Raw genomic sequence first — 11,987 nt, forward strand, 5'->3', positions numbered from 1 at the left:
ATGGTCAAGGAAGCGGTGAAAGTTGGGGAGCTTGGAACAAAGTTTAGGTTATTGTGACGCTGATGTTCACCCTGCGCTTCGACATGCGTGCACCGAGGGGCTCGGCAGCGCCGACCGACCTCTACGCGGCCGCGGTCGACATGTGCGAGTGGGCCGAGGACCGCGGCGCGGTCATCGCCGTGCTGTCTGAACACCACGGCACCGATGACGGCCACCTGCCTGCGCCGCAACTGCTGGCTGCGGCGATTGCCGCGCGGACCACGCACCTGGCGATCCTGCTGGCCGCGGTGCCCATCACCTTCTGGGATCCGGTGCGTCTCGCCGAAGAGATCAGCGTTTTGGACATCATCAGCAAGGGCCGGGTGTCCTATGTGTTCGGCGTAGGGCACCGGGTCGAGGAGTACGAGCACTTCGGCATCGATCCGCGTGGCCGCGGGAAGCGGGCGGACGAGTCCCTGGATCTGGTGCGCAGACTGCTGCGCGGGGAGCCGGTCGACCACGAGGGACGGCAGATTCACGTGACTCCGCCACCATTGACGCCCACCGGTCCGACCCTGATGATCGCCGGCGGCAGCAAGGCCGCGGTCCGTCGCGCCGCCCGCCACGGTCTGGGTCTCATCTCTCAGGTCGCCTCCCCGGAGCTCAAGGAGTTGTACGAAACCGACTGCCGGGCCAACGGATTCGAGCCCGGAATGGCTCAGTTCCCGATCGAGGGCGCGCCGACGACAGTTTTCGTCGCCGACGACATCGACGCCGCGTGGCAGGAACTCGGCTCGTATCTCCTCCATGACGCGGTGACCGCGGCGTCCTATCGGCACGGCGACGATTCGGTGGCCAGCATCTGCCGCGCGTCGACGGTGTCCGAACTGCGGAAGGCCGGAAGTCCCTACCGGATCTTCACCACCGACGAGGCGACCGAGCACATCCGCGGCGGCAGACCGCTGCCGCTGCTGCCGTTGTGCGGTGGTCTGCCACCGGACACGGCGTGGCGATATCTCGACCAGGCGGCGACGGCGAGCCGCAACGCCCAGGAGGGGCCATGACGCTGAGAGTCGCCATCTGGGCGACGGGCGGTGTCGGGTCGATCGCCATCGACGCGATCCGGGGTAGGCCCGATCTGGATCTGGATCTGGTCGGGGTGTGGGTGCACTCCGCGGCGAAGGTCGGCAAGGACGCGGGGGAGTTGGCCGGATGCGACCCGATCGGTGTCACCGCGACCAGCGACGCTGCCGAACTCATTGCGCTACAGCCTGATTGCGTGGTGTACACCGCCAGCGGACCGGATCGCGACGCCGGTGCGGTGCCCGACTACCTGATGCTGCTCGAAGCAGGTATCAACGTGGTCTCGACATCGTCGACCAGCCTGGTCTATCCGCCGGCGTATTACTCGCCCGAGTGGCGCGGTCAGCTGGAACGGGCCGCCGGCGCGGGTGATGCCTCGTTCTACGCGTCGGGCATCTTCCCGGGATTCGGCTCCGATCAGCTCGCGCTGCTGCTGTCGACGCAGTCCAAGACGATCCGCACCGTGACGGTCACCGAGGTCGCGCTCAACGACCACTATCCCGTCGCCGACGTGATGATGAACGGGATGGGCTTCGGCCGTCCGCTCGATTTCGAGCCGCTGCTCAAGACCCCCGGCTTCATCGAGATGGCCTGGCGAGCACCGATTCACCTCATCGCCGCCGGACTGGGTGTCGAGATCGAGGAAGTGCGGGGAACTCTCGACCGCAGGCTCACCGAGCGGGACATCGAGGTGGCGTTCGGAACGATCACAGCCGGCACCTGCGGCGCGGTCAGTACCCGAGCGGCCGGCGTGGTCAACGGTCGCGAAGCCATCGTCGTGGAGCACATCATCCGGATGGCGCGTGACGTCGCCCCCGACTGGCCGTCATCGGAATTCGACGCCGCGTATCACGTGGACATCGAGGGCGACCCGGACATCCACTGCGCCATGACCGTCGGCGCCGCCGAAGGACACGGTGCCGGCCATGCCGCGATGACCGCGACCGCGATGCGGGTCGTCAACGCGGTTCCCTACGTCGTGGCCGCGCCGGCCGGCCTGCTCAGCTCGCTGGACCTGCCCAACACCCTGCCCCGCAATGCCATTGACTGACAGGAGAAGCGAATGACCGGCGCCAGTGTCGAGGACCTGTATTACGACCCGTTCGATTTCGCGATCGACGATGACCCGTATCCGATCTGGAAGCGGATGCGCGACGAGGCGCCGCTGTACGTCAACGAGAAGTACAACTTCTACGCGCTGAGCCGCTACGACGATGTCAGCCGAGAACTGCACAACTGGGATACCTACCGGTCCGGCCGCGGCACCACGATCGACGTCATCATGAGCGGCCTCGAGGTACCCCCGGGTGTCATCCTGTTCGAGGACCCGCCGCTACACGATCTGCACCGGCGGCTGCTGTCCAAGGTGTTCACGCCGCGGCGGATGGAAGCGATCGAAGACCGGGTGCGGGGATTCTGTGTGCGAGCCCTGGACGCGCTGGCCGGTGCTGAGCGTTTCGACGTGATCGCGGACTTCGGCGCTCTGATCCCGATGCGGACGATCGGCTACCTGCTGGGCATCCCCGAAGAAGGCCAGCAACACATCCGGGACAGCACGAACGCCGAAATCGGCTTGAAAGACGGTGCTTTTCAATCGGTGTCCGCCAGCGCGTTCGAGAACGCCTACCAACTGTTCGCCGACTACATCGAGTGGCGGGCCGAGCACCCCTCCGACGATCTGATGACGCAGCTGCTCAACGCGCAGGTAGAAGAGGACGGCCGGCTGCGCCCACTGACGCGGCTGGAGGTACTCACCTACACCAGCATGATCGCGGGGGCAGGCAACGAGACCACGACGCGACTGATCGGCTTCATTGCCCAACTGCTGGCGCAGCACCCCGATCAGCGCCGAGAACTCGTCGCCGACCAGTCCCTGATCCCCGGCGCGATCGAAGAGGTGTTGCGCTATCAGGCGCCGTCACCGGTGCAAGCCCGCTACGTCGCACACGACACCGAACAGTACGGACGGCAGATTCCCGAAGGCTCGATCATGTTGCTGCTCAACGGCTCCGCCAACCGAGACGAGCGGCGCTATCCCCGCGGCGAAGAATTCGACATCCACCGCACCGGCGCGCACCTGTCCTTCGGCCAGGGCCTGCACTTCTGCCTCGGCTCGTCACTGGCGCGGATGCAGGCCCGGGTGGCGCTGGAGGAGATGCTGAGGCGCTGGCCGCAATGGGATGTCGACCTGCAGGACGCTGCGATGGCCCACACGTCCAGCGTGCGGGGCTGGGGTTCGCTGCCGATGATCGTCGGCTGAGTTTCACCCGCTGCGCATCGCGACGCCACGCAGGGTGGTGTCGCGGATGTGGATGAGCGACGCTCGCGTCCCGAGGTCGCGCAGGATGTTCTCCGGAATCCAGCCGACGCCGATCATGGCGCGTGCGAGCATCTCGTTCGACGGGCTGTCGATCGTGATTTCGCCGGACCTGATGCCCTCGGCGAGAAGCGTTTCCATCTGACCGACGCGCGTCGAGAACAACCAGCCGGGGTCCTGGGTGTCCGGCGGCGACTGGCGCATCCAGGCCAACTGGATGCGGAACTCGTCACCGAACTTCTCCAGCACGTTGGTGTGGATCCAGGACACCGCGTCGAGCTTCTCCAGCGGTGACGAGTCCGAGCCCAGCACGCCGGTCCACCCCGGCTCCATCTTCTCGCCGAACGCGCGCATGATGTCGGTCAGCAGTTGATCCTTGGACCCGATCAGGCGGTATACCGTTCCGGTTCCGATGCCGGCCGCGGCGGCGATGTCCCGGATCGAGGTGAATTCATAGCCCTTGCGGCCGAACTCGGCCCGGGCGACCGCCCGGACTCGGGCGGCGTCGTCGTCCGGGGCGTCCGTTGTCTGCCAGGACCGCACCACCTCGTCGGCAGCGAGGAAGGCGGCCGAGGCGTCGAGTTCGGCATCGCCGACCGCACGAGTGGCCAGGCCCTTCAGCAGGATCGTGCACAGCAGTTCGGCGACCTTGTCGGATCCGGCGTCGTTTCGGATGACGTCCAGCCCGACGTGCAGCATGGTCTGCACGAACCGGTCGGCGAGGATCGCGATGCCCACGTGCGGCCCGATGTGGCCGCTCCACCGGGCCGCCCGCAGCGTCTGCAGGGTGGCCTGCAAGATCGCGGTGGGCCGCTGGCGGGCGAGTGCCGTCAGGCCCGGGTCGGCGGAAGGGAATTCGTAGAACGTCATCTGCAGCGCCGCCCGGTGGGTCACTGCGCACTGGGCGATCGCCGAACCGAGGTCGACAAGACGGTCGAAAGCCGACGTCGATCCGGCATCGTCGAGCCGGTGCTCGGCATGCCGGGCGATCTCATCGAGGTCGCCGTGATAGCGCCGAAGCAACTCGACGAGGATCGCTTCTTTCGATTCGAAGTGGTGGTAGAGGCTGCCCGGCAGAATGCCTGCCGCGTCGGCGATCTCCTGCAGCGAGGTCCGCAGCCCCGAGGCGGCGATCAGCGCGGCGGCGGATTGAAGTATGTCGCTACGCCTGGTCACGGCACCTCCAATGCGGACCGGATATTTGGTAACGGTAGCAGAAGGGCTCGGCGCAGCATCGTTGACGACAGCTGGGGGACTCGGTAGGGTCCGAACAAAAGTTAGGTTTTAACCGTCATCCTCAACGAGCGGGGTCCATGTCGAGCACGTCGCGCAGTGTCGTGATCACCGGCGCCTCCCGTGGGCTCGGTCTGGCGTCGGCCACACACCTGTACCGGGAGGGTTGGTGCGTCGTTGCCGCGATGAGGTCGGTGGACACCGGGATGAAGGTCTTGCGCGACGTGACCGGAGCCGGCGACGACGACCCGAGACTGGTCGGTGTGGCACTCGACCTGACCGACCCGGGTTCGGTGACCGCCGCGGCGCGGGCCATCGAGGATGCGGTCGGCGCACCGTACGGGCTGGTGCACAACGCCGGTATCTCCGCGGCGGGCATGGTCGAGGAAACGCCGGCCGAACTCTGGGAGCGGATGTTCGCGACGACCATCTTCGGCCCGGTGCTGCTGACCAAGGAACTGTTGCCGTCGATGCGTGCAGCCGGCGGTGGACGCATCGTGCTGGTGTCAAGCCAGGGTGGCGTTCGCGGAATGCCGGCTACTGCAGCGTATTCCGCTGTCAAAGGCGCCCTTGAGAGGTGGGGGGAGTCGATGGCGGGGGAGGTCGCGCCGTTCGGCATCGGTGTGACGGTGGTCGTCACCGGCACCTACGACACCGAGATCATCACCGACGCGGGCACCACCGACTGCCGTGACCTGCAGGGCGTGTACGCCCGCCATCACCACACCATGGACAAGAGGGGTCGTGCCGCGATGAAGATGGCGGCGCGCTCCCCGGAGAAGTTCGCCGCGGGCCTGGCCAAGGCTCTCGACAGCAGGAAGCCCTTCGTCAAGACCGCGATCGGCCCGGATGCGCGAATGCTGTTGGTCGCCAACCGGGTACTGCCGTCGGCCGGACTGCACCAGATGACCAGGTTGATGATGGGCATTCCGCGGTTCGGCGCCATGAGATCAGGAGATATCCACAGTGGCTGACAGCGCAGGCGTCCGCTTCGAAACCAAGATGATGATCGACGGCAGGCTGGTCGACGGTCAGGCAGGGACATTCACCAACATCAACCCTGCCACCGAGGAGCTGCTCGGTGAGGTCGCCGACGCGTCGAAAGCAGACATGCACCGGGCCATCGACGCCGCGCGGCGTGCGTTCGACCAGACGGACTGGTCGACCAATCATGCTTTCCGGCAACGGTGTCTGCTGCAACTGCAGGAGGCGCTCGAGTCGGAGCGCGACGAGTTGCGCGAGGAGCTGATCCTCGAGGTCGGCTGTCCGCGCGCCATCACGTACGGTCCTCAGCTCGATGCCCCGCTGGCCGACGGGCTGCGCTACCCGGCCAAGCTGATCGACGAATATCCCTGGGAGACGTCGCTGGGCGACACCGTGGTGTCGGTCACGGGGGTGAACACCACTCGCAAGGTGTGGCGGGAGCCGGTCGGCGTGGTCGGTGCGATCGTGCCGTGGAACTTTCCGTTCGAGGTCGCCATCCACAAGATCGGCCAGGCGCTGGCCACGGGAAACACCCTCGTACTCAAGCCCGCGCCCGACACGCCGTACAACGCGACCCGGCTGGGGCGGCTGATCGCCGAGAACACCGACATCCCAGCGGGTGTGGTGAACGTCGTCACCGCCTCGGACCACTTCGTCGGTGAGGAGCTCACGCTGTCGCCGAAGGTCGATCTGATCTCGTTCACCGGATCGACGGTCGTCGGGCAGCGGATCATGGAGAAGGGCGCCGCCACCATGAAGCGGCTGTTCCTCGAGCTCGGCGGAAAATCGGCGACCATCGTCCTCGAGGACGCAGACTTCGCGCTCGGCTGCATGATGGGCATCGCCCCGTGCATGCACGCCGGCCAGGGCTGCGCCAACCCCACCCGCTTGCTCCTGCCTAGATCCCGCTATGCCGAAGGCGTCGAGATCCTGCGCGGTATCTACGAGGGCGTCGCCGCGGGCGATCCGCAGGACCCCGGCACGCTGTGCGGCCCGGTCATCTCCGACCGCCAGCGCAGCCGCATCCGCGGTTACATCGGCACGGGCGTCGAGGAGGGTGCCACGTTGCTTGTCGGGGGCGCCGAGGCGCCGGAGGGGATGGACAAGGGATTCTTCGTCAGGCCAACGCTATTCGTGGACGTCGACAACTCGATGACGATCGCACAAGAGGAGATCTTCGGCCCGGTCCTGTCGGTGATTCCGTTCGACGACGAGGACGACGCGGTGCGCATCGCCAACGACAGCCCGTATGGTCTGGCCGGCAACGTGATGGCGGGCTCGCTGGACCGGGCTCTGTCGGTGGCCAGGCGGTTGCGGGCGGGGTTCATCGGCCTGAACGGCACCGCCGGCTACGGCGCCGACACGCCGTTCGGCGGATACAAGGCCAGCGGCGTGGGCCGACAGAACGGCGTCGCCGGATTCGATCAATACACCGAAATCAAATCGGTTGCCTACCCAGCGGATTGAGGAGTTGTTCGTGACCGATTTCGACGTGGTGGACTTCTTCACCGACGAAGCGCTGGTGCCCGACCCGTACCCCTACTTCGACCACCTGCGGGCGAAGTGCCCGGTGACCCCGGCGACGGCCTTCAACGTGCTGGCGGTCACCGGATACGAGGCGGCGCTGAGCGTGTACAAGAATCCGGCCTTCTCGTCGTGTGTCTCGGTGGCGGGACCGTTCTCCGGCATGCCGATCACCCCGGGCGCGACCGATGATGTGTCGGAGCTGATCGAGCAGCATGGCGCCGGTGTACCGATGGGCGAACACATCACCTCGCAGGATCCGCCGCTGCACACCCGTACGCGCAGCCTGATGAACACGCTGCTGACCCCCAAGCGCCTGAAAGAGAACGAAGACTTCATGTGGCGGCTGGCCGATCAGCAGCTGGATACCTTTCTGGCCAAGGGCGGATGCGAGTTCCTCACCGATTACGCAAAACCGTTCTCGCTGTTGGTCATCGCCGACCTGCTGGGTGTGCCGGCCGAGGACCGGGAAGAGTTCACCACGGTCTTCGCCAACGAGACGGTCGGCGAGATCGGCTCCGACGCTCCCGCCTCCCACAACCCGCTGGAGTGGTTGAACGACCGGTTCTATCGCTACCTCGACGAACGTCGCCGCAGCCCGCGTGAGGATGTCCTCACCGGGTTGGCACTGGCCAAGTATGACGACGGGTCGACGCCGGATCTCTCGGACGTGGTGAACCTGTCGACGTTCCTGTTCGCCGCGGGCAGCGAGACGACGACAAAGCTGGTCAGCTCGGCGGTGCGGTTCATCGGTGACAACCCGGGATTCGAGGAGCTGTTACGCAACGACCGCAGCAGGATTCCGGCCTTCTGCGAAGAGACGTTACGGATGGAGAGCCCGGTCAAGGCGCATTTCCGGATGGCCCGAACCACGACCACGATCGGCGACGTGAGGGTTCCGGCCGGAACGATCGTGATGCTGCTGCCGGGAGCGTGCAACCGGGACGCGAGCAAGTTCGAGGACCCGCACGAGTTCCGCGCCGACCGGCCGAATGTCCGCGAACACATCGCATTCATCCGCGGGGCACACTCGTGTCCCGGCGCACCGCTGGCCCGGGCGGAAGGCCGGATTTCACTGAACCGGATCCTCGATCGCATGACCGACATCACGATCTCGGAAGCCGACCACGGTCCCGCCGGCGACCGGCACTACCGCTATGAGCCGACCTTCATCATGCGCGGGCTCAGCGAGCTGCACATCACGTTCACGCCGGTCGGCTAGACCATCAGAGAAGGAGAACGCCCATGACCGGAAAGCTGGAAGGCAAGGTCGCTTTCATCACCGGAGCGGCCCGCGGCCAGGGCCGCGCCCACGCGGTCGCGATGGCCAGAGAGGGTGCCGACATCATCGCCGTCGACATCTGTCGCGACATTCCGTCGAACCCCTATCCGTTGGCCACACTGGACGACCTGTCGGAAACCGAACGTGCCATCAAAGAGCTCGGACGCCGGGTGCTGGCCCGGGTGGCCGACGTCCGTGAGCGCCACGAGCTGCGCGATGCGGTCGAGGCGGGGGTGGCCGACTTCGGCACGATCGACATCGTCGTCGCCAACGCCGGCATCCTGCCGATGGCGATGGGCCGTCCGCACGACGCGATGTCGTTCGTCGACGCCAGCGATGTGGATCTGCTCGGTGTGATGAACACCGTCGCGGTCACCGTGCCGCACCTGCCCAACGGTGCCTCGGTCATCGTCACCGGGTCGACGGCAGGCATGATCCGCGGCACCACCGACAACCCGAACATGGGACCGGGCGGTCGCGGCTACGGGTGGAGCAAGCGCGTCATCATCGAGTACGTCGAAGAGATGGCGATCGCGCTGGCGGACAGGATGATTCGCGTCAACGCCATCCACCCGACGAACTGCAACACCCATCTGCTGCAGAACGACGGGATGTACAGCATGTTCCGGCCCGATCTGACCCAGGCCGGCCAGCAGGCGACCCGCGAAGACGCCGAGCCGTTGTTCACGATCTTCCAGGCGATGCCGATCCCGTACATCGAGCCGGAGGACATGGCCAACCTCGGGGTGTTCCTCGCCAGCGACGACAGCCGCTACATCACCGGGCAACAAATCAGGGTTGACGCCGGTTCGCTGCTCAAGTGGCCCAACGGACCCGGGGGATAGGAGCACACCGATGGGAGCGGTCATCATGCTCGGCACGCTGCTCGGCCTGATCGTGCTGATCTTCGGACTGGTCATCTACCTCGACCCGGAAGCGCGCGACCGGTGACGCCGGTGATGATCGCCGGCCAGACCTTCGCCTATGTCGGCGGATTCGTGTTGCTGGCGGTCGGGGTTTTCCTCAGCGTGCGCCGCGGGCGCATTCACCCGCTGCTGCTGGTGTCGATCTCGGCGATCTCGTTCTCATGGATCGAGGCGCCCTACGACTGGGCGATGTACGCCCAGTTCCCGCCCGCACTGCCACGCATGCCGTCGTGGTGGCCGATGAACATGACGTGGGGTGGTGGCCTGCCGTCTGCGGTGCCCATCGGGTACATCTCGTACTTCGTGTTCCCGGCGGTGATCGGCGCCGCCGTCGGCCGGTGGCTGGTGAGGCGCTTCGGATGGCGCAGGCCGCAGACGCTTCTGCTCACCGGCTTCGGCGTCGGGTTCTGCTGGGCGCTGTTCTTCAATGCGGTCATCGGCGCCCAACTCGGGGTGTTCTACTACGGCTACGTGATTCCGGGGCTGGCGATCTTCGAGGGAACCAAGCACCAGTACCCGATCTACGACTCGATCGCGATGGGCGTGCAGATGATGGTGTTCGCCTACCTGCTGGGCCGCACAGATGAGCAGGGGCGCAACGTGATCGAGGTATGGGCGGACAAACGTTCCGCCGGCAAGGCCGGCGCCGGGGTCCTCTCCGTTGTTGCGGTGATCGTCGTGGGTCATGTGCTGTACGGGGCGGTCTTCGCGCCGCATCTCGTCACCAAACTCGCGGGGTACGTGACCGTCGGTCCGACCGAGCAGTTGTTCCCCGGCGTGCCGAATCAGCCGCGATAGATCGATTTGAGGTCCTGATAGGCGGCCAGGCCTTCGGGCCCGAGTTCCCGACCCAGCCCACTGGCCTTCACACCGCCGAACGGTGCTGTCGGATCGGGCAGGTAGTGGTTAATTCCCACCGTTCCCGACCGCACGCGGCGGGCGACGGCCAGCCCGCGTTCCGGATCGGTGGTCCACACCGACCCGCCGAGGCCGTAGGCGTTGGCATTCGCGATCCGCACCGCGTCGTCATCGTCGTCGCAGCCGATGATCGTCAGCACCGGCCCGAAGATCTCCTCCCGGGCGATCGCGTCGTCGTTGTCGACGTCGGCGAAAACCGTTGGCGTGACGAACCACCCGGTTTCGCGGTCCGTCGGCCGGGTGCCTCCGGTGGTCAACCGTGCCCCGCGATGTGCGGCGGCGGCGATCGCTGATTCGACGTTGTCGCGCTGGCGGGCGCTGACCAGCGGACCGATCTGGGTGGCCGGATCCAGTGAATCGCCGACGGTCAACGACGCGGCCAGGGCGGTGACGGTCTCGACGACTTCGGCGTAGCGGCTCCGGGGTGCGAGTATCCGCGTCCCGATGAAGCAGGTCTGGCCGTTGTTGAGCAGCGTTGCGGCGAAGAACTTTTCGCCGATCACACCCAGGTCGAGGTCGGCGTCGTCGAGGATGATCGCCGCCGACTTGCCGCCGAGTTCGAGTGTGACCGGACGCAACAGCTCGCCACACACCCGCGCTATCTCGCGGCCGACCCGCGTCGAGCCGGTGAACGCCACCTTGTCGACACCGGGATGGGCTGCCAGGTAGGCCCCGGTTCGGCCGCCGCCGGGTACCACGTTGATCACGCCGGGCGGGATATCGGACTCGGCGACGGCCTCGGCGAACAGGGCGGCGTCGAACACCGTCTCCGGTGCCGGCTTGATGACGAACGTGCAGCCGGCCGCCAGACCCGGGGCGTACTTGAACGCGCTGAGCACCTGCGGGAAGTTCCACGGCACGATCGCGGCCACCACGCCGACCGGCGTCCGGGTGATGGTCCCCGAACCTCCCAGCAGGCCAGGGCGTTCGGTGTCGAAGTGCTCGGCGCACAGTTGTGCGTAGTACCGCAGCAGCACCGAGGGGAAGACCGCCTCGAGCTGGCCGGCGATCGCGATGGGCATGCCGTTCTGGGCGCTGACGGCGTGAGCGAGCTGTCCGCTGCGGCGGTCGAGGGCGTCGGCAAGGGATTCCATCGCCGCGGCCCGTTTGTCTGCGGGCCAGTTCGGCCAGCCGTCGCCGGCGTCGAACGCCGTCCGGGCGGCGCAGACCGCCGCGTCGATGTCGGCCTCGACGCCGGCGGCGACGGCGCCGAGTCGCTGCTCGTCGTTGGGAGAGACCACAACGATCTCGTCATTCGAGCTCGGTGTGGTCCACCGGCCCCCGATCAGGAATGTGTTGTGGTGGGTGCTCATGCGGCACAAGGTAATGACCTCCCCCAGGCGGTGGTGTCACCTTGTGCCGCAATGAGCCCGATCGAGCGTCGGAATTATCCCTTCCGGGGTTACGGTGCGTAGCAGCGTTCGTCGTTGTTGACGTTGATCCAGCAGTTGGGGCTGATGAAGTGAGCGCCCGGACCGGGCACGTTCAGGACGCAGTTGGGTCCATCCAGGTGGTAACCGATGCCGCAGCCGTCGGCTGCGCTTGCGGTGGGGGCGAAGCCCAGGCCCAGGGCCAGCGCGCCGGCGGCGACGGCACTGGCGAAAAGTCCTGTGGCACGCTTCGAGATCTGTGCAGTCATCGTGTCCTCCGAGTTGTCAGTTCTGTGGTGTGTGGTCCGCTCCGGTTGAGCGAGGCTCGAAACGAATAGTGCGCTCGGCCACACCACTCGTCTGTCCGCCGA

The 11,987-nt window shown here is 66.5% G+C and carries 11 protein-coding genes; 8 read left to right on the forward strand and 3 right to left on the reverse strand.

What is annotated here, in order from left to right:
* Window positions 1-62: 62 nt before the first annotated feature.
* Genes D3H54_RS11370 through D3H54_RS11380 form a run of 3 tightly spaced genes read left to right on the forward strand, consistent with a single transcriptional unit; the run spans window position 63 to window position 3,322 of the window.
* Window positions 63-1,043, forward strand: coding sequence for an LLM class flavin-dependent oxidoreductase (locus D3H54_RS11370; protein WP_149379122.1), 981 nt, complete (start codon window positions 63-65; stop codon window positions 1,041-1,043).
* Entirely contained in the window at window positions 1,040-2,113 is a 1,074-nt protein-coding gene (locus D3H54_RS11375) for an NAD(P)H-dependent amine dehydrogenase family protein (protein ID WP_149379123.1), read from the forward strand. The genes D3H54_RS11370 and D3H54_RS11375 overlap by 4 nt, the downstream gene beginning before the upstream one ends.
* A gap of 12 nt (window positions 2,114-2,125) precedes the next feature.
* Window positions 2,126-3,322: a cytochrome P450 gene (locus D3H54_RS11380; protein WP_149379124.1), complete on the forward strand. Its 1,197-nt coding sequence runs from the start codon at window positions 2,126-2,128 to the stop codon at window positions 3,320-3,322.
* A gap of 3 nt (window positions 3,323-3,325) precedes the next feature.
* On the opposite strand, the gene D3H54_RS11385 is transcribed toward D3H54_RS11380, so the two are convergent.
* On the reverse strand, window positions 3,326-4,555 hold the full coding sequence (locus D3H54_RS11385; RefSeq protein ID WP_149379125.1) for a TetR/AcrR family transcriptional regulator: 1,230 nt from the start codon (window positions 4,553-4,555) through the stop codon (window positions 3,326-3,328).
* A gap of 137 nt (window positions 4,556-4,692) precedes the next feature.
* Here D3H54_RS11385 and D3H54_RS11390 point away from each other — a divergent pair, with 137 nt between their 5' ends.
* From D3H54_RS11390 to D3H54_RS11410, 5 genes are all read left to right on the forward strand, one after another.
* Window positions 4,693-5,586, forward strand: coding sequence for an SDR family oxidoreductase (locus D3H54_RS11390; RefSeq protein WP_149379126.1), 894 nt, complete (start codon window positions 4,693-4,695; stop codon window positions 5,584-5,586).
* A 28-nt stretch (window positions 5,587-5,614) separates the two neighbouring features.
* A complete protein-coding gene (locus D3H54_RS11395) occupies window positions 5,615-7,063 on the forward strand; it encodes an aldehyde dehydrogenase family protein (protein WP_149383476.1) in 1,449 nt (482 codons plus the stop codon).
* A gap of 10 nt (window positions 7,064-7,073) precedes the next feature.
* The gene (locus tag D3H54_RS11400) at window positions 7,074-8,342 is read left to right on the forward strand and encodes a cytochrome P450 (protein WP_149379127.1); all 1,269 of its coding nucleotides are present in this window, start codon (window positions 7,074-7,076) and stop codon (window positions 8,340-8,342) included.
* 23 nt (window positions 8,343-8,365) lie between these two features.
* Complete coding sequence (locus D3H54_RS11405; protein WP_149379128.1) at window positions 8,366-9,247, forward strand: mycofactocin-coupled SDR family oxidoreductase; 882 nt, start codon at window positions 8,366-8,368, stop codon at window positions 9,245-9,247.
* 114 nt (window positions 9,248-9,361) lie between these two features.
* Window positions 9,362-10,126: a spirocyclase AveC family protein gene (locus D3H54_RS11410; RefSeq protein ID WP_149383477.1), complete on the forward strand. Its 765-nt coding sequence runs from the start codon at window positions 9,362-9,364 to the stop codon at window positions 10,124-10,126.
* On the opposite strand, the gene D3H54_RS11415 is transcribed toward D3H54_RS11410, so the two are convergent.
* Both D3H54_RS11415 and D3H54_RS11420 read right to left on the reverse strand, forming a co-directional pair.
* A complete protein-coding gene (locus D3H54_RS11415) occupies window positions 10,114-11,559 on the reverse strand; it encodes an aldehyde dehydrogenase (protein ID WP_149379129.1) in 1,446 nt (481 codons plus the stop codon). The two genes, D3H54_RS11410 and D3H54_RS11415, sit on opposite strands and share 13 nt — an antisense overlap.
* Window positions 11,560-11,648: 89 nt before the next feature.
* Window positions 11,649-11,885 (reverse strand): hypothetical protein, encoded by a 237-nt coding sequence (locus D3H54_RS11420; protein WP_149379130.1) that lies wholly within the window; start codon window positions 11,883-11,885, stop codon window positions 11,649-11,651.
* Window positions 11,886-11,987 lie beyond the last annotated feature (102 nt).

The sequence above is a fragment of the Mycobacterium sp. ELW1 genome, assembly GCF_008329905.1.
Taxonomy (GTDB): domain Bacteria; phylum Actinomycetota; class Actinomycetes; order Mycobacteriales; family Mycobacteriaceae; genus Mycobacterium.

What these genes read in the sequence shown, in the direction of transcription:
- D3H54_RS11395 (WP_149383476.1), top strand. Translation starts at nt 5,615, where the DNA reads ATGATGATCGACGGCAGGCTGGTCGACGGTCAGGCAGGGACATTCACC.
- D3H54_RS11370 (WP_149379122.1), top strand. Translation starts at nt 63, where the DNA reads ATGTTCACCCTGCGCTTCGACATGCGTGCACCGAGGGGCTCGGCAGCG.
- D3H54_RS11405 (WP_149379128.1), top strand. Translation starts at nt 8,366, where the DNA reads ATGACCGGAAAGCTGGAAGGCAAGGTCGCTTTCATCACCGGAGCGGCC.
- D3H54_RS11390 (WP_149379126.1), top strand. Translation starts at nt 4,693, where the DNA reads ATGTCGAGCACGTCGCGCAGTGTCGTGATCACCGGCGCCTCCCGTGGG.
- D3H54_RS11420 (WP_149379130.1), bottom strand. Translation starts at nt 11,885, where the DNA reads ATGACTGCACAGATCTCGAAGCGTGCCACAGGACTTTTCGCCAGTGCC.
- D3H54_RS11380 (WP_149379124.1), top strand. Translation starts at nt 2,126, where the DNA reads ATGACCGGCGCCAGTGTCGAGGACCTGTATTACGACCCGTTCGATTTC.
- D3H54_RS11415 (WP_149379129.1), bottom strand. Translation starts at nt 11,559, where the DNA reads ATGAGCACCCACCACAACACATTCCTGATCGGGGGCCGGTGGACCACA.
- D3H54_RS11410 (WP_149383477.1), top strand. Translation starts at nt 9,362, where the DNA reads ATGATCGCCGGCCAGACCTTCGCCTATGTCGGCGGATTCGTGTTGCTG.
- D3H54_RS11375 (WP_149379123.1), top strand. Translation starts at nt 1,040, where the DNA reads ATGACGCTGAGAGTCGCCATCTGGGCGACGGGCGGTGTCGGGTCGATC.